The organism is Streptomyces sp. NBC_00670, assembly GCF_036226765.1.
Lineage (GTDB): Bacteria > Actinomycetota > Actinomycetes > Streptomycetales > Streptomycetaceae > Streptomyces.
Genome location: NZ_CP109017.1, coordinates 5331353 through 5347891, shown reverse-complemented (window position 1 = coordinate 5347891; position 16539 = coordinate 5331353). Strand labels below are relative to the sequence as shown.

Sequence of the window (16539 nt, the reverse complement as noted above, 5' to 3'; positions counted from 1 at the left end):
CTACCCTTCCCGTCCTTTCAAGGGGCTCCGCCCCTTGGACCCCGCAACGGGGCTTCGCCCCGTTGCGCAGTTCCTCGCGCCCCTGTCAGGGGCGCGAGGAACTGCGCGACCAGCCACGGCGCAGCCGCAGCCGCCCGACAACCCGCACCCCCGAGCTACAAGGCGCCCATACACCGCGGGCCGGACCCCAGGGGGTCCGGCCCGGCACGTGTCAATAGCTGGCTGTGCGCGGCTCACTGCCGCGCACTGCTCGCCCGCTTCGCCGTCGTCGTCTTGCGCGCCGGCGACTTGCGTGCCGGTGCCTTCTTCGCGGTGGCCTTCTTCGCGGGCGCCTTCTTGGCCGTCGCCTTCGTGGCCGTCTTCTTCGCCGCCGCCGTGGACTTCTTCGCGGCGGCCGTCTTCGCCGTGCCGGTCGTCTTCTTGGCGGCGGTCTTCTTCGCCGTCGCCGTGGTCTTCTTGGCGGCCGTCTTCTTCGTGGCCGCCGCGGCCGTCTTGCGCGCGCCCGTCGCCTTCTTGGCGGCGGCCTTCTTGCCCGCGGCCTTGGCGATGGTGGGCGGCGGGCCCGAAAGGCTGCCCTTGGGCGCCTTCTTGACCGCGACCTCGCCGCCCTTGGGCAGCTTCTTGGACCCGCTCACCAGGTCCTTGAACCCCTGGCCGGCGCGGAAGCGCGGCACGGACGTCTTCTTGACCCGCACCCGCTCCCCGGTCTGCGGGTTACGGGCGTAGCGGGCCGGGCGGTCCACCTTCTCGAAGGAACCGAAGCCGGTGACGGAGACCCGGTCCCCGGCGACGACCGCGCGGACGATGGCGTCCAGTACGGCGTCGACCGCGTCGGCGGCCTGCTGACGCCCGCCCATCTTGTCCGCAATCGCTTCTACGAGCTGCGCCTTGTTCACGTCTTCCCCTTCGGAGACATTGCCCGAACGAAACTGTTCAAGCCTTTTCGCACGTTAGGCAGATATATACCGCAAATCAAACACGAAACGGGCTAATCACCCTTGTGCCGCAACGGACTCGGCTGCCGGGAACTCCCCTCAGCCGTCGGCCCCGGGGAGTCGGCCCTCGTCGAGGTCCGCCGAGAACCGCTCCAGGCGCCTTGCCGCACCGGCGAGATCGTGTTTGGCCGCGGCCGTAATGACCAGCAGCTTCCGGGTCAGCGCCATCCGTACGCCCTCCGGGACTTGCAGTGCGCGCACCCTGGAGTGCGCTTCCTTGAGCTGGTTCGCGACCGCCGTATAGAGCTCGAGTTGGCCGTCGTGTTCCATGCACAGATTGTGCCATCTGGGGCGAGTTGTCGCCCCCGCAGGGGGCAACTGCCGTTGCGGACAGTCGTCCGGGCAGGTGCCGCGATCACCCCGTCGGGGGTCGCGTACCCAGGCAAACACCTTTGTAACCTGGGCAGTTGGCTTCGAGCGCGGAGACGCGCCGCCCGGTCCGGGCGCCGACACGGCCGTACCCCCGACCGTCCACGATTGGGGGTACGGGGCCGTCCGCGGTGGCCGAAACCCGACGGGTGGCTTCCGGCCGAGCGGCCGGAAGGGGCCACCGGACCACCTCCCGGCGCACGGAAACGGCGAACGCCCGCCGTCCCTGGGGGACGGCGGGCGTTCGCCGGTGCGTGGCCGGGCGGGGCCGGAGGGTCAGACCGGGAGCGTGCGCGGCTTGAACGAGGGCCGCTGGGCCTCGTACGTCGCGATGTCCGCCTCGTTCTGGAGCGTGATGGAGATGTCGTCGAGGCCGTTCAGCAGCCGCCAGCGGGCGTTCTCGTCCAGCTCGAAGGAGGCGGTGATGCCCTCGGCGCGCACCTCGCGGGCCTCGAGGTCGACGGTGATCTCCGTCTGCGGGTCCTTCTCGGTGAGCTCCTGCAGCGCGTCCACGACCTGCTGGTCCAGGACGACGGTGAGCAGGCCGTTCTTCAGCGAGTTGCCGCGGAAGATGTCGGCGAAGCGGGCCGAGATCACGGCCTTGAAGCCGTAGTTCTGCAGCGCCCACACGGCGTGCTCGCGGGAGGAGCCGGTGCCGAAGTCGGGGCCGGCCACCAGGACCGTGGCGCCCTGCCGCTCGGGCTGGTTGAGGATGAACGACGGGTCCTTGCGCCAGGCCTCGAACAGCCCGTCCTCGAACCCGTCCCGGGTCACCTTCTTGAGCCAGTGGGCGGGGATGATCTGGTCGGTGTCGACGTTGCTGCGGCGCAGCGGGACGGCCCGGCCGGTGTGGGTGGTGAATGCTTCCATGACTGATCAGACTCCAGCGGGCACGGGGGCGTCGGACAGGTCGGCGGGGGACGCGAGGTGGCCCGTGACCGCGGTGGCGGCGGCGACCTGCGGGGAGACCAGGTGGGTGCGCCCGCCCTTGCCCTGCCGGCCCTCGAAGTTCCGGTTGGAGGTGGACGCCGAGCGCTCACCGGGGGCGAGCTGGTCGGGGTTCATGCCCAGGCACATGGAACAGCCCGCGTGCCGCCATTCGGCGCCGGCCTCCTTGAAGACGACGTCCAGGCCCTCGGAGACGGCCTGGAGGCCGACCCGCGCGGAGCCGGGAACGACCAGCATCCGTACGCCGTCGGCGACTTTGCGGCCCTTGACGATCTCGGCGGCGGCGCGCAGGTCCTCGATGCGGCCGTTGGTGCACGAGCCCACGAAGACGGTGTCGACCTTGATCTCGCGCAGCGGCTGTCCGGCCGCCAACCCCATGTACTCCAGGGCCTTTTCGGCGGCGAGCCGCTCCGAGGCGTCCTCGTAGGAGGCCGGGTCGGGGACGGCGGAGGAGAGCGGGGCGCCCTGGCCGGGGTTGGTGCCCCAGGTGACGAACGGCGACAGCGCGGCGGCGTCGATGACGACCTCGGCGTCGAAGACCGCGTCCTCGTCGGTGCGCAGGGTCTTCCAGTACGCGACGGCGGCGTCCCAGTCGGCGCCCTCGGGGGCGTGCGGGCGGCCCTTGAGGTAGGCGAACGTGGTCTCGTCGGGGGCGATCATGCCCGCGCGGGCGCCGGCCTCGATCGACATGTTGCAGATGGTCATGCGGGCCTCCATCGAGAGCTTCTCGATGGCGGAGCCGCGGTACTCCAGGATGTAGCCCTGGCCGCCGCCGGTGCCGATCTTCGCGATGATCGCGAGGATCAGGTCCTTGGCGGTGACGCCGTCGGGCAGTTCGCCGTCGACCGTGATCGCCATGGTCTTGGGGCGGGCCATCGGCAGCGTCTGGGTGGCCAGCACGTGCTCGACCTGGGAGGTGCCGATGCCGAACGCCAGCGCGCCGAACGCACCGTGCGTGGAGGTGTGCGAGTCGCCGCAGACGACGGTGGTGCCGGGCTGGGTCAGACCGAGCTGGGGGCCGACGACGTGCACGACGCCCTGCTCGACGTCGCCCAGCGGGTGCAGCCGGACGCCGAACTCCGCGCAGTTCTTGCGCAGGGTCTCCAGCTGGGCGCGGGAGACGGGGTCGGCGATCGGCTTGTCGATGTCGAGGGTGGGGGTGTTGTGGTCCTCGGTCGCGATGGTGAGGTCCAGGCGCCGCACCGTGCGACCGCTCTGGCGCAGCCCGTCGAAGGCCTGCGGGCTGGTCACCTCGTGCAGCAGGTGCAGATCGATGAAGAGGAGGTCGGGCTCGCCCTCGGCGCGCCGGACGACGTGGTCGTCCCAGACCTTCTCCGCGAGTGTCCTACCCATCGCTTTCCCTCCGGCCGGCGACGACTGTGTCCGCCGGCCCAACTAGAGATCCTGGGGGGAGCGCCCGTCCCCTGCGAGTTCCGGTGAACTCCCGAGCGTCCGCCGTCGGGCCCGTGGTCACCGGGCCCGCTGTGTGGTGCTGTGTGCGTTCCAGAGTGGCGCGTTCCACGGAAAATTGAACTTGCGTTTCACAGAGTGAGACGCAAGTATCGTTGCATGGACAACAGTAGCGGCGTCGGCGTCCTGGACAAGGCAGCCCTTGTCCTGAGCGCCCTGGAGTCCGGACCCGCCACCCTCGCAGGACTGGTCGCGGCCACCGGACTGGCACGACCCACGGCCCACCGGCTGGCCGTGGCGCTGGAGCACCACCGCATGGTGGCACGGGACATGCAGGGGCGTTTCATTCTCGGTCCCCGGCTGGCCGAACTGGCCGCCGCGGCGGGCGAGGACAGACTGCTGGCGACGGCGGGCCCGGTCCTCACGCACCTGCGGGACATGACGGGCGAGAGCGCCCAGCTCTACCGCCGCCAGGGCGACATGCGCATCTGCGTCGCCGCGGCGGAGCGGCTGTCCGGCCTGCGGGACACGGTCCCGGTCGGCTCGACGCTGACGATGAAGGCGGGTTCCTCCGCGCAGATCCTCATGGCCTGGGAGGAACCGGAGCGCCTGCACCGCGGGCTGCAGGGCGCCCGCTTCACGGCCACGGCGCTGTCCGGTGTACGGCGCCGCGGCTGGGCGCAGTCGATCGGCGAGCGCGAGCCGGGCGTCGCCTCCGTCTCCGCGCCGGTGCGGGGCCCGTCCAACCGCGTGGTGGCCGCCGTGTCCGTCTCCGGCCCCATCGAGCGCCTCTCCCGCCACCCGGGCCGGATGCACGCCCAGGCGGTCATCGACGCCGCCGGCCGCCTCTCCGAGGCCCTGCGCCGCTCGGGCTGACCCCGCCCCGCCCCCGTCCCACCGGGGAGGGCCGGCCCCAACGCCGCGGCAGACCCTCCCCCGCCTCTCTCCCCCGCTCTCAGGCGGACCGGTGCGCGAACCGGTCCTTCGCCCTCCGCCCCCGCTTCTCCAGCGGCAGTTGGCCGTGCGCCGCCGCCAGACCGAAGGGCGGCATGTCCGCGTAGATCGACTCGTAGGACCCCTCGGGCACCACGTACGTCTCGTGCCACAGCCCCACGTGCTGCCGCACCTTGCCCTCCCGCTCCTTGCGGTTGAGGAGCGCCCACGCCCGGTGGTGGAACATGTCGGGCGAGGTGGCGTACGCGTAGAGCTTCTCCTTGGACTCCCAGTACTGGACGACGTAGTACGTCCGCGGCGAGGCGGTCAGCAGGACGTGCCCGAGCAGTCCGCGCCCGGGGTCCCGCGTGAGTTCGCGCAGCATGCGCGGCATGGCGCGCAGCACCGGCAGCCAGTGGTGCGCCGCCCAGAAGTGGTTGATCCGCATCCCGATGAGCAGGACGACGACGTCGCCCTCGGCGCCGGCGGTGGTGCGGCCGGCGGTCACGGCATTGCCTCCCATGAGCTCTCCCCCTGGAGTCGTCAGTTGGCTAGCGGCACTATCCGATGGCCGCATGCTTGGATAGTGCCGTTGTCCGAGGAGGAGCGCAAGGGATGCGGCTGGCCGAGTTGAGCGAGCGGAGCGGGGTGTCGACCGCGACGATCAAGTACTACCTGCGTGAGGGCCTGTTGGCGCCGGGCCGGCAGGTCAACGCGACGACCGCGGAGTACGACGAGGAGCATCTGCGCCGACTGCGGCTGGTGCGGGCGCTGATCCAGGTGGGCCGGATCCCGGTGGCGACCGCCAAGGAGGTCCTCGGACACGTCGACGACGAGTCGCTGGGCCGGACCATGCGGCTGGGCGCGGCCCTGTGGGCGCTGCCGCAGCCGCCGGCACCGGACGAGGACGACCCCGCCGTGACCGCCGCCCGGCACGAGGTGGAGCGGCTGCTGACGGAGGTGCGCTGGGACTCCGTACGGGAACTGGGCGACCTCTCCCCCGTCCACCGCTCGCTGGTGACGACGGTGGCGACGCTGATCCGGCTCGGCTACGACTGGAACGCCGAAGTCCTGGTCCCCTACGCCCGGTTGATGCGCCAGGTGGCGGCGCGCGACCTGGACTTCCTGGAGACGCACGAGTCGGAGGCGGAGAAGGCCGAGATGGCGGTCGCGGCGGCGGTGCTCTTCGAGCCGGTCCTGCGGGCACTGCACCGGCTGGCCCAGGAGGAGGAGTCGGCGGGGCGGTACGGCATCGTGTGAGCGGTCGAGCGGCCCCGGCGCCGCGCCGCGCATCGCGCGGGTGCCGCACACGGCGAAGGGCCCTCCCGGGGGAGGGCCCTTCGTCTTCTCGCGTACCCCCGACCGGATTCGAACCGGCGCTACCGCCTTGAGAGGGCGGCGTGCTAGGCCGCTACACAACGGGGGCGTGGACCGTGCGGGCGATCATTCCTGATCGCCGCAGATCCGAGCTGGTCTACCAGGACTCGAACCTAGACTAACTGAACCAGAATCAGTCGTGCTGCCAATTACACCATAGACCAATGTGGTTTAGACCAGTTCGTACCCCCGACCGGATTCGAACCGGCGCTACCGCCTTGAGAGGGCGGCGTGCTAGGCCGCTACACAACGGGGGCCCTAGCGATCCTGCATCAAGGACGGGGGGAGCTACCCTGACCGTCCTCGCGGGAAGGATCTGTACCCCCGACCGGATTCGAACCGGCGCTACTGCCTTGAGAGGGCAGCGTGCTAGGCCGCTACACAACGGGGGCTTCGCGGATGAGATCCGCTGGTGCAGACTGAAGCGTCTGCGAGCTGGCCTACCAGGACTCGAACCTAGACTAACTGAACCAGAATCAGTCGTGCTGCCAATTACACCATAGGCCACTGGAACGCAAGCCCCTGTGGGGTTCTTGTTCTAGTTCTGCGCTTCCGGTTCCCGGTGCCTTTCGGCCCGTTCCGCGGTGGCGCAGGAAGAACATTACCCGAAGGTGGACGGCGCTCCAAAACGGGTTGTGACGGCTCAGCCCTCGTCGGGGTCGGGGAGGACGAAGAAGTCGGTGAGGTAGCAGGTGACCTCGCCCGCCGCCGAGCGGCCTATCCAGGTGGGGTACGCGCCGTCGCCCCAGCCGGAGGAGAAGGCGGCCAGTGTGTGGCCGGTGTCCGGGGCGGTGACCAGGTGCGGTCCCGGGGCCCAGTCGCTGTTCTCGAAGGCGTCCCAGACGGGGCCCTCGTCGCCCTCCCCCTCGGCGAAGGAGGCGTCGGCGGCCGCGTCGTAGAAGCAGCCGGCGCCGGCGTCCACGCCGTAGCCGTAGAACTCGTCCTCGCCGAGCGCGGCGGTGTCCTGGCCGGGGCACAGGGCCGGCTCCCAGCGGACGGCGGGCTCGTCGCGCACGACCAGGCGGGCGGCGGCGACGCGCAGGTGAGGTTCGTCGGCCGGGGGCTCGTCGGGCTCGGCCAGGGTCGCCACGGCCGCCTCGACGCGGTAGCGGCCGGGCGCGACGGACACGGTGAACGGTTCGGCCTCGCCCAGTCCCACGGAGACGAACGGATCGCACGCCACGACCTGCCCGGTGGGCAGCCACAGCTCACCGCCGCCGGCGACATGGATCGTGCCCACGGTCCCGGACTCGTAGGTGAAGGTGGAGCCGGGGGTGAAAAGCCACGCGTAGTCGCGTGCGGTCATCGGCATGACGGGACCCTTCCGGAATGCGTCGCCCGTGCGGCGAGGGCGAGGCGGGCGAGGGACGGTGGAATGCCGAACACTAGTCTCACGGCCGCGCGGCTGGCGGCCGGGTGGCTCGCGGCCCGGTGGCCTGGGCAGGACCGGCGGGTGCGGCGACGCGGAGGCCGGTGGCGGCCTCGCGGTTGCTCCGGCCGCGTCGGCGCGGCCTCGCGGTCGGCCCGGCCGGGTCGGCGTGGCTTCGCACCCCGGCCGGCGCGGGACCGATTCGACGCGGTCCGTCAGGAGGCGTCCGCCGGCCGTGACCCCGGTCCGGTCAGTCCGTACAGCAGCAGATCCGTCAGGGTGTCGATGACACGCTCGTCGTCCTCGCCGCCAGGCGGCGTGAGCACGGCGTGGTTGAGGGTGACGAGCATCGCGCCCATCGCCGCCGCGACGAACTCGGGGTCGCCGGGCAGCCGGTGTCCGCGCTCGGCCAGCCACTCCAGGTGCTCCCGGAGGGTCTCCGTCTGCTCGCGCAGGTCGCGCCAGGCCCGGCCGGTGCCGGGGTCGTCGGCCACCATCGCCTGGAACAGCGCGAGCGTGACCGGGCGGTTGTGCCGCATCACCGTCCATGCGACACCGACGTGGTCGCGCAGCTGGTCGCGGTCGGTCAGGTCGTGGTCGCGGGGGTGCTCCAGGCCCCTCATGCCCGCGTCGATCGCCCCCTCCATCTCGACGAGCAGCGCCTGGAGCAGCTCTTCCTTGCCGGCGAAGTGTTCGTAGAACGAACCGGTCGAGCGCCCGGCCGCGGCGGTGATGTCGGTGATCTTCGTATTGAGGTAGCCGCGCTCGCTGAACAGCCCCCGCGCCGCGTCCAGCAGCGCGGCACGGGTCTGGGCCGCGCGGACCTTTCGACTGACGGCACTCGCCTGCGGCATGGCGTCCTCCCTGGGCTGTTGACAGATGCCAGCGTATCGGAACACACTTTCACCGAATTAGCATTCAGTGAAACATGATTCAGGGAGGCGTCATGCGAACGATCGTGATCGGTGGAGGGATAGCGGGGCCCGCCATGGCCCTCGCACTGCGGCGGATCGGCCACGAAGTGACCGTCTACGAGGCGTACGACGTGCCGCCCGAGCAGGTCGGCGCCCACCTCGGCGTGGCGGTCAACGGCCTGCGCGCACTGGAGAAGCTGGGCCTCCTGCGCGACGTACAGGCGGCTGGGCACCCCGTCGAGCGGATGCGGTTCTACACGCCGGGCGGCCACCTCCTGGGCGACGCGCCGCGCCTTCGGCGCGAGACCGACTCGTTGCGCAGCGTCGCGCTCCATCGCGGACAGCTTGTCGCGATCCTGCGGCGCGCGGCGCTCGACGCGGGCGCGAAGATCGTCACCGGCGAACGCCTGGTGGGCGCGACGGAGTCGGCGGACAGTGTGGTGGCCGAATTCGCCTCCGGCCGGCGCGAGACCACGGAGTTGCTCGTGGGCGCCGACGGCATCTGGTCGACGGTGCGCGGGCTGATCGACTCGTCCGCGCCGCGCGCGGAGTACGCGGGACTCTACGGAGTCGCCGGCGTCGCCCACATGAAGGGGCTCGAGACCGGCGTCTGGAACCTCACCTACGCGCGCAGCGGCGCCTTCGTCCACACCACCATCGACGAGAACACCCAGTGGTGGGCGGCTCAGATCGGCGATCCGGTCAAGCCCGACCTGCGTGGCATCGACGACGCCGAATGGCTGCGGCGCATCACCGAGCTGTTTTCGGAGGCGGTGCCGCGGGCCGTCATCGGAGCCGCGACGGAGATCGTCGCGTCCGGCTACCTGAACGTCTGCGACACGGTCCGGACGTGGCACAGCGGGCGCATGGTCCTGGTCGGCGACGCCGCCCACCCCGTCGGCGTCGGACACGGGGCCTCGGTGTCGATCGAGGACGCGCTGGAACTCGCGGCGGCGCTGAGCGGCGCCCCGGGCGTCCCGGCGGCGCTCAAGGCCTACGACGCGGCACGCCGCCCGCGCATCGACAAGCTGCTCAAGCACGGGCACAACGCCCGTGAGACCAAGCGGCCCAGTGCCGTGAAGCGCCAGATCGACCTGGCGAAGATGCGCGTGCTCCTCCCGTTCTTCGACCGGGCGCAGGGCTACCTGTACGACTACGAGCCGCCCTCCCTGCCCGCGCTGAGCGCCTCACGGTAGGGCCGGGAGAACGGATGCGGCGCCACACCCCGTCGAGAAGGAGGAGCAGTTGCTGAGGACGCGCGTGCGGAAGAACCTGGCCGTCGGGCTGGTGATCACGACCGTCATGACGGCGCTGTCGGTGGCCGTCGCGGACGACGGCGGCAGGGTGGAGGAGCTGAGGGAGTCGCTGAAGGTGGGCCTGTCGGTGACGGGGGCGGTGACGGGGGCCACCTGGCTGCTGCAACGGAGGCGCGCGGCACGTTCGTCGCCCTGAGCGGTGCCCGAGCAACGGCGCTCGGCCGCTTGCGTCGCAACGGCATCCCGGCCGACGCGGACGGGCCGTCTGGCAAGAGTGGTGGTGCTGCGGGGGTGGCCCGCGCCGGATGCTGGTCCGGTGCAGGCCACCCCCTTGTACGCCGGGCTAGGCGGCCAGGATCGTGGGCGTGGCCGTCCGTTGCAGTTCCTGGAAGATGACCTTGAGGGCGGCGAGTTCGTCGACGGTGAACAAGTCGTCCGGGCCGCCGGGAGCGAGATCCGCGAACGAGTCCTCGTAAAGGTCACCCAGACCCAGGATCCCGCGCTTGACCACCGTGTCGATGATCAGTGCCAGGAAGTCGATCTGGCGGGAGCTGAACTGCTTGCCGGCGCAGAAGGCCTCGAACGCCTTCTGCGCGGCCTGCCGGTCCAGTCCGCACAGTCCGCGGACGAACAGTCCGAGGCCACCGGAGGAGCGGACTTCGTCGAGGTCTTCCGGGGAGGCGATGGCCTCCGCAAGGAAGATCTCCTCCAGGACCGCGAGGTCGAGCTCGGTGATCTGTTCGTTGAGACGGAGTTTGCGCACCACCGGCTGGTCCTCGTGGCGCAGGAGGTAGGCACGGGCCTTCTGCTTGAAGCGCTGCTCGTCCGTGCCCTGGGGCATCCCCTGGATCTCGGCCTCGGTGATGTCACCGAACTCGTCAACGAAGTCGGTGTAGACGACGTTCCGCTTGACCTTGGGGTCGGTCAGACGGGCCAGTCGGCGCATACGACGCCGCATGTCCTCCAGCATCGGGAGGGTGACGTCGTTCCACCACTCATCGCCCGCCACGTCTTCCAACAGCGCGGCCTGTTCGCCGACCGCCGGGATGTTGGTCTTGGTGAGCAGGTTGGACGCGATGTCCTGGATCTTCGTGCGCAGCTTGGCGAAGTCCTTGCCGCCTTCCAGCGCGGCGAGCTGGAGACCGTATGCCATCAGGTCGAACCGCTTGGCCTCCTCGCCCGTCTCCTCGTCGTCCGGGCGGTACTCGCTGGGCAGACCGAGCAGGTGCTCACGGAGCGCGGTGTCCGCGTCGTCGTCCACCCGGTGCCAGCGGCCGAAGTCGCTGAACACCTCGATCTCCCGGCGGTGCGGGCGGACCAGGAAGTTGTCCAGGTTCATGCCGCTGACGGTGTGGTGCAGCCGGTGGGCCAACGACCAGCGGATCTCCGCCTCGGTGTCGATCGCGTCGGGGCCGGCGTCCCGCGCCGGGTCGGGCTGCTGCCGCTTGTCCAGGACCCGGACCAGGTCGAGCTGGCGCTGGAGGAGCTTCTCGGTGAGGGTGACAGCCCTGCGCCCCTCCGAACGGTCGAGCTGACTGTTGAAGAAGTCGATGTTGCCGCAGAAGTCGAAGACGTAGAAGTTCTGCTTGTTGTGGTCGGGGTTGTCGGTGTCGGGGCCGTAGAGGGCAGGGCGCAGGCGGGTGCCGCGGCCGATCATCTGCCAGAACTTGGTCCTGGAGAAGACCGGCTTCGCGAAGACCAGGTTCACCACCTCCGGCACGTCGATACCGGTGTCGAGCATGTCGACGGAGATGGCGATGTCGGGCGCGTTCGGCGGGTTCTTCGGGTTGGAGAAGTCGTCGATGAGGGACTGGGCGTACGTCTCCTTGTACGTGATCACGCGCGCCGTGTGGCCGCCGCCCTGCGGGTAGTTGGCGTTGTAGCGCTCCTCGATGTACCGGGCGTGGTCGTTGTTCTTCGCGAAGACGATCGTCTTGCCGAGCCGGTCGCCGCCCTCGACGCGGTGGCCGCGCGTCATCAGCGTCTCCAGCATCTTGTCCACGGTGTCCTTGTTGAAGAGCAACTTGTTCATGTCGTGGCGGTCCACCGCGTCCGGGATGTCCCCGTCCTCGGTCCACTCCTTGGCGTCCCACTCGGCCTTCTCCTCCTCGGAGAGGTCCGCGTACCGAATGCCGTGTTCCATGAACTTCAGCGGCACCTTCACCGCCTTGGGGAGCACGAGGTAGCCCTCGGCGGCGGCTTCCTGGAGGTCGTAGGAGTCGGTGGGGACCCCGTCCTCCATGGCGAACAGCTTGTACGTGTTGTGGTCAATCTCGTCCCTGGGCGTGGCCGTCAGGCCGAGCAGGAGGGAGTCGAAGTAGCGGAACAGCTCGCCGTACTTCGCGTATACGGAGCGGTGCGCCTCGTCGATGACGATCAGATCGAAGTGGCCGGGTCCGAAGCGGCGGCGGCCCGTGCTGTCGGTAACGTCGATCTGCTTCATCATCGTCTGGTACGTGGAGAGGTAGACGCGAGCCGAGGCGGCCTTGTCGTCGAGGAGGCTGGCCGCAGGGGTGTTCGGCAGGTTCTCCTTGAACGCCTTCATCGCCTGGGTGACCAACGCCTGCCGGTCGGCGAGGAACAGCACCCGCTGCGCCCATCCGGCCTTCGTCAGCTGGTCCACGAGGGCGACGGTGGTACGGGTCTTGCCGGTGCCTGTCGCCATGACGAGCAGTGCCTGACGGCCCCGGTCCCGCTCGAAGGTCTCGCCCACCCGCTTGATCGCGCGGAGCTGGTAGGGGCGGCCGGCGATCTTCTCGTTCACCGGTGTAGCCGTGAGGGAGAGGCGTCCGGCGCGCTGGCGGATGCGCCAGTGCAGCTCGTCCTTGGTGAGGAAGCCCTGCACCTGGCGGGGCGGGTAGCCCTTCTTCTCGCCGTTCTTCTTCCCCCTTTCCTCGCCCCACGCGGCATCGTCCCAGAGGTAGGTCTCATAGCCGTTGGTGTAGAAGATCAAAGGACGGCGGTTGAACTGCTTCTCCAGCGCGTCCGCGTACAGCTTCGCCTGCTGCTGCCCGTCGCGGGCGTCCCGCTGGGTCTTCTTCGCCTCGACGACGGCGAGGGGCTTGCCGTCGTCGCCCCAGAGTACGTAGTCGACGCGCCCCTTGCCCGTCTTGGTGGGCATCCCGGCCGCTATCGGGTACTCGGTGTCCTTGCCCGGGGTGAGGAGGTCCCAGCCCGCTTCCTTGAGGAGTAGGTCGATGAAGGCGTCGCGGGTGGCCTGCTCGTCGTAGTCGTGGGTGTCCTGTACTGCCTGGTTGGCGGCCTTGGCAGCGGCGACCTGCGCCTTGAGCTCTTCGAGCTGCCGGGCGAGGTCCGCGTTCTGCGCGCGCTCGGCCGCGAGCTGCTCGGCCTGCTCCTTGAAGCGTGCCTCGTCCTCGGCCTCCTTGGCCTTGAGCTCGGCCTGCTTCAGCGCTCGGGCCTGGGGGGAGAGGGGGCGCGGTACGAGGCTGGTGTCGAACGCCAGCCCGGCGGGCGGCAGCGCGGCAGCCTGGCGGGTGTAGGTCCGGGCGAACCAGTAGAGGGAGTGGAACAACTCCTTGACGCTCGTCTCGGCGATGGTCTTCGAGACCGGGGCTGCCTTGTGTACGGCGTTGTTCCCGTGGCTGCGGATGAGGTTCATCTTGGCGTTGACCGCCGGCCCGACGAGCAGCTTGAAGGTCGGCTCGTGGAGCATCGCCGCGAGGTCTTTTTTGTAGGGCTCGTTGAGGCTGCTGTCCGTGTCGTACATCCAGCGGGCGGTGATCTCGATGGCCCGGCGGGCGTAGAAGCAGGCGGCACGAGGATCGTGGTGGATCAGCCGCTCGGCGCGGATCGCTTCGTCGTAGAGGGCGGGCCATTCGGCACGGAGGAAGGCGAAGTTACCGCCCGTAGTGTGGCCGACGTTACTGGCGGCGGCACGATCGCGGGCATGTTTGTCATGGCCGGTCTGGCTCTGGCTGTCGCTGCTCTGGCCGCGCTGCTTGTCCTGACCGTTCTGGTCGCTACCCATGGCGGTGCGGTGTCCCTCTCCCCTGTGGCGGCCCTGTCGTGCGGGCCCGAGGCTCGGCGTCCCGGGCCCGCACGAGGCCGACGTCTCCGTCCGTCTCCTACGGCAACGCCACCCGGGGGCCGGGCTCCCCTGCCCGGCCGTGGGGGTGGCGTGTGGTGCTGGTCGTGCGGTCGGTGCGGTGCACCGGGTACGGCGGGAGCGGCTTACGCGGCTTCGCCGGAGGCCTCATGATCCCAGAGGGTGCCGGAGAAGGCACGGTGCTGGAGGGAGGTGAAGAGTTCGTCGAGGGTCGCTAGGTGGGTGCGGTGAGGTTTCTTGGCTGCCTCGATCTGCGTGATCGCCGCTGCGAATCGCTTCTGTTCGGCCAGCGGCGGGACGAGGATGTTCATAGCCTGAACCTGTTTGGCGTTGATGTTTGCCATGCCGACGATGCTCTTACTCATCGAGCGCAGCACCCGCTTCGCATACCGACTGTTCAAGAAAGCTGCCAGATATTCTGGGTGATGGCCTTCACTTACCCGAAGGCGTACCAAGTAGCCCGCGTAGGCGACTTCTTCGGCGGATCGATAGATAGCCGTCTTACCTACCAGCTCAGCACTGTTTGTCCTGTTGAACAGCACATCCCCCGCTCGTACAAGGTGTTTCTCTGGCACCTGTTCTTTTGGCAAGTACTTCAAATCACACATGTCAACGTCACCAGAGGCGGTGACGTTGTTCATGCGAAGGACCGGAACGTCACCCGCCAAGTCCGCTTTGACAGAACTGCCATAGTTCGCAGAGATCAGCAAATCGCCAACCTTCCCCACAGGCCAGCCCAGCGGGTTGCGAGCAGGATTGCCGAACATGTCGAGGAAGATGGACTGGGCGAGCTCGTCGAGGAGAGTGATGGCCTTGCGACGCTTGGCTCGGAGGGCGTCCACCTGATCGAGGACGGCTGCGACGCGCTTCTGCTCCGCGAGGGGCAACAGGGGAACCCTGAGGGCCAACAGGCTATCCCTGGCCACCGTGGCCTGATTTACCCATTGCTTACACAGACTGCGAAAGATTCCCAGTTCAAACTGGAATGCCAGCCACCGGCTCAGGTATTTGGAGTCGAGCTGCTTCTCATCAGTACGAATCCTCTGGAAGTGGTTACTGTACACCGCTCCCTCGTCAAGGCCGGACCAAAATAGCGTCTTGCCCACCAAGTCAGGACTGTTGGTGGCGTTGAATAGCACATCACCAGGGAGCAGTTCAGTCTTTCCGACGCCAGGATGACTACGAGGCACTCGACGCTGTTTAGTCAAATCAATGTTACCAGACTTGGTAACATTGTTCATTCGGACCTGAAAGATCCCATCCGGGTCAGTCTCTCCGCATGCGAAGCCCGGCTTGACCTCACGAACGAGATCTTTGAGGAATCGCCTACTCGACTTACTCACGCCAGCATCCCTTTCAGTTCCTCGGTGCTCTTGGCGATCTCCTCGTTCAACTGCTCCAGATCCGCCAAGATCTCGGCCGGCGCTCGCGTCACGATCTCCTCGTGGACGATCTCCTTGTAGCGGTTCAGGGAAAGGTCGTAGCCCTGGGCCGCGATGTCCGCCTTGGGTACGCAGAAGCTCTGCTCGGTCCTCGCCCGGTCCCGCTCTGCACCGTCCCGTTCCTGCCAGCGGGCCAGGACGTCCGGGAGGTTGTTCTTCAGGAGTTCGTCCGGCGTCAGCGGGTCGCCCTGCGGGCGGACACCCAGGCGGTCCTCCGGGAGCAGTGCGTTGCGCTTGTCGTCCAGGCTCAGGCCATCCGCCTGCACGTCGTAGAACCAGACGTGATCCGTGCCGCCTGACTCAGTCTTGGTGAAGAAAAGGATCGCCGTCGAGACACCGGCGTACGGTTTGAACACGCCACTCGGGAGCTTGACCACCCCCTGAAGTTGCTGTTCCTCCACCAGGATGCGGCGCAGTTCCTTGTGTGCCTTCGTCGAACCGAACAGCACGCCGTCGGGGACGATGACGGCGGCCCGGCCACCGGGCTTCAGGAGTCGCAGGAACAGGGCCAGGAACAGCAGCTCCGTCTTCTTCGTCTTGACGATGCGCTGGAGGTCCACCGCCGTGGACTCGTAGTCCAGGCTCCCTGCGAAGGGGGGGTTCGCCAAGATCAGCGAGTAGCGCTCGGCCTCGCCGGCCGCGCTTTCCGCGAGCGAGTCGCGGTAGCGGATGTCCGGGCTCTCGATGCCGTGCAGCAGCATGTTCATCGAGCCGATGCGCAGCATCGTGGAGTCGAAGTCGAAGCCGTGGAACATCGACTCGTTGAAGTGCTCTCGCTGCTTCTTGTCGAGCAGCTCGTCGCGATGCACCCGTTGCACGTACGACGCCGCCTGCACCAGGAAGCCGGCCGTGCCGCACGCCGGGTCGCAGATCTCGTCGCGGGGCCCCGGCTGGGTCATCTCGACCATCAGGTCGATGATGTGGCGCGGCGTCCGGAACTGGCCGTTCTGGCCGGACGTGGCGATCTTCGCGAGCAGGTACTCGTAGATGTCGCCCTTGGTGTCGCTGCTGTCCATGGAGATGTCGTCGAGCAGGTCGACGACCTTCGCCAGAAGGTTGGGGCCCGGGATCGTGAACCGGGCGTCCCTCATGTGGTGGGAGTACGTCGATTCGTCTCCGCCCATGCGGCGCAGGTACGGGAAGACGCCGTCGGCGACGAGCCCGTACATGATCTCGGGGTCCTTGACCTTGAAGTTCTGCCAGCGCAGATCCTGCTGGTCCTTGGAGAAGAAGGGGGCCGGGTCGGCCTTGCCCGTCGCGGTCGCCTTGCGGTCCTTGCGGGTCTGGATCTCGTCCAGCCGCTTGATGAAGAGCAGATAGGTGATCTGCTCCATCACCTCCAGCGGGTTGGAGATGCCGCCCGACCAGAACGCGTCCCAGACGCGCCCCACCTTGCTCTTCAGTTCGCCCGTAATCACACGGAGGATCCTACGACCCCTGAGGCCCGGAGCAGATCGTCT

At 68.7% G+C, this 16539-nt stretch carries 14 protein-coding genes and 5 tRNA genes; 4 read left to right on the top strand and 15 right to left on the bottom strand.

Features of this window, described 5'->3' with window-relative positions; translation table 11 throughout:
- Positions 1 to 233: 233 nt before the first annotated feature.
- The 4 genes from OIE12_RS23880 to leuC all read right to left on the bottom strand — a co-directional run bounded on the left by OIE12_RS23880 (position 234) and on the right by leuC (position 3665).
- Complete coding sequence (locus OIE12_RS23880) at positions 234 to 896, bottom strand: HU family DNA-binding protein (protein ID WP_030382537.1); 663 nt, start codon at positions 894 to 896, stop codon at positions 234 to 236.
- 138 nt (positions 897 to 1034) lie between these two features.
- The gene (locus OIE12_RS23875; protein WP_329138564.1) at positions 1035 to 1265 is read right to left on the bottom strand and encodes a hypothetical protein; all 231 of its coding nucleotides are present in this window, start codon (positions 1263 to 1265) and stop codon (positions 1035 to 1037) included.
- 375 nt (positions 1266 to 1640) lie between these two features.
- Positions 1641 to 2234 (bottom strand): 3-isopropylmalate dehydratase small subunit, encoded by a 594-nt coding sequence (gene leuD, locus OIE12_RS23870; protein ID WP_329138562.1) that lies wholly within the window; start codon positions 2232 to 2234, stop codon positions 1641 to 1643.
- Between the two features lie 6 nt (positions 2235 to 2240).
- A complete protein-coding gene (leuC, locus tag OIE12_RS23865; RefSeq protein WP_329138560.1) occupies positions 2241 to 3665 on the bottom strand; it encodes a 3-isopropylmalate dehydratase large subunit in 1425 nt (474 codons plus the stop codon).
- 216 nt (positions 3666 to 3881) lie between these two features.
- Here leuC and ndgR point away from each other — a divergent pair, with 216 nt between their 5' ends.
- Entirely contained in the window at positions 3882 to 4598 is a 717-nt protein-coding gene (ndgR, locus tag OIE12_RS23860; protein ID WP_006139611.1) for an IclR family transcriptional regulator NdgR, read from the top strand.
- A 79-nt stretch (positions 4599 to 4677) separates the two neighbouring features.
- Here the strand turns inward: ndgR and OIE12_RS23855 are convergent, their stop codons facing one another.
- Positions 4678 to 5178, bottom strand: coding sequence for a DUF4188 domain-containing protein (locus OIE12_RS23855; RefSeq protein ID WP_329138558.1), 501 nt, complete (start codon positions 5176 to 5178; stop codon positions 4678 to 4680).
- A gap of 92 nt (positions 5179 to 5270) precedes the next feature.
- On the opposite strand from OIE12_RS23855, the gene OIE12_RS23850 reads away from it, so the two are divergent.
- Positions 5271 to 5915 (top strand): MerR family transcriptional regulator, encoded by a 645-nt coding sequence (locus OIE12_RS23850; RefSeq protein ID WP_329138556.1) that lies wholly within the window; start codon positions 5271 to 5273, stop codon positions 5913 to 5915.
- A 93-nt stretch (positions 5916 to 6008) separates the two neighbouring features.
- Here OIE12_RS23850 and OIE12_RS23845 read toward each other — a convergent pair.
- The 7 genes from OIE12_RS23845 to OIE12_RS23815 form a co-directional block, all read right to left on the bottom strand.
- A tRNA-Glu gene (locus OIE12_RS23845) sits at positions 6009 to 6081 on the bottom strand.
- A gap of 43 nt (positions 6082 to 6124) precedes the next feature.
- Positions 6125 to 6196, bottom strand: a tRNA-Gln gene (locus tag OIE12_RS23840).
- 20 nt (positions 6197 to 6216) lie between these two features.
- Positions 6217 to 6289: transfer RNA gene (locus OIE12_RS23835), tRNA-Glu, on the bottom strand.
- 62 nt (positions 6290 to 6351) lie between these two features.
- A tRNA-Glu gene (locus OIE12_RS23830) sits at positions 6352 to 6424 on the bottom strand.
- A gap of 43 nt (positions 6425 to 6467) precedes the next feature.
- Positions 6468 to 6539 (bottom strand) — tRNA-Gln (locus OIE12_RS23825).
- A gap of 136 nt (positions 6540 to 6675) precedes the next feature.
- Positions 6676 to 7344 (bottom strand): DUF4241 domain-containing protein, encoded by a 669-nt coding sequence (locus OIE12_RS23820; RefSeq protein WP_329138555.1) that lies wholly within the window; start codon positions 7342 to 7344, stop codon positions 6676 to 6678.
- A 272-nt stretch (positions 7345 to 7616) separates the two neighbouring features.
- Positions 7617 to 8255: a TetR/AcrR family transcriptional regulator gene (locus tag OIE12_RS23815; RefSeq protein ID WP_329138553.1), complete on the bottom strand. Its 639-nt coding sequence runs from the start codon at positions 8253 to 8255 to the stop codon at positions 7617 to 7619.
- A gap of 92 nt (positions 8256 to 8347) precedes the next feature.
- Here OIE12_RS23815 and OIE12_RS23810 point away from each other — a divergent pair, with 92 nt between their 5' ends.
- The gene (locus OIE12_RS23810) at positions 8348 to 9511 is read left to right on the top strand and encodes an FAD-dependent oxidoreductase (RefSeq protein WP_329138551.1); all 1164 of its coding nucleotides are present in this window, start codon (positions 8348 to 8350) and stop codon (positions 9509 to 9511) included.
- 49 nt (positions 9512 to 9560) lie between these two features.
- Positions 9561 to 9767, top strand: a complete 207-nt coding sequence (locus OIE12_RS23805) for a hypothetical protein (protein WP_329138549.1) — start codon at positions 9561 to 9563, stop codon at positions 9765 to 9767.
- 147 nt (positions 9768 to 9914) lie between these two features.
- On the opposite strand, the gene OIE12_RS23800 is transcribed toward OIE12_RS23805, so the two are convergent.
- The 3 genes from OIE12_RS23800 to OIE12_RS23790 form a co-directional block, all read right to left on the bottom strand.
- A complete protein-coding gene (locus OIE12_RS23800; RefSeq protein ID WP_329138547.1) occupies positions 9915 to 13559 on the bottom strand; it encodes a DEAD/DEAH box helicase family protein in 3645 nt (1214 codons plus the stop codon).
- A gap of 203 nt (positions 13560 to 13762) precedes the next feature.
- Positions 13763 to 14980, bottom strand: a complete 1218-nt coding sequence (locus OIE12_RS23795; protein ID WP_329138545.1) for a restriction endonuclease subunit S — start codon at positions 14978 to 14980, stop codon at positions 13763 to 13765.
- Complete coding sequence (locus OIE12_RS23790) at positions 14977 to 16497, bottom strand: type I restriction-modification system subunit M (protein ID WP_329138543.1); 1521 nt, start codon at positions 16495 to 16497, stop codon at positions 14977 to 14979. Before OIE12_RS23790 ends, OIE12_RS23795 begins: the two co-directional genes overlap by 4 nt.
- Positions 16498 to 16539: the final 42 nt, after the last annotated feature.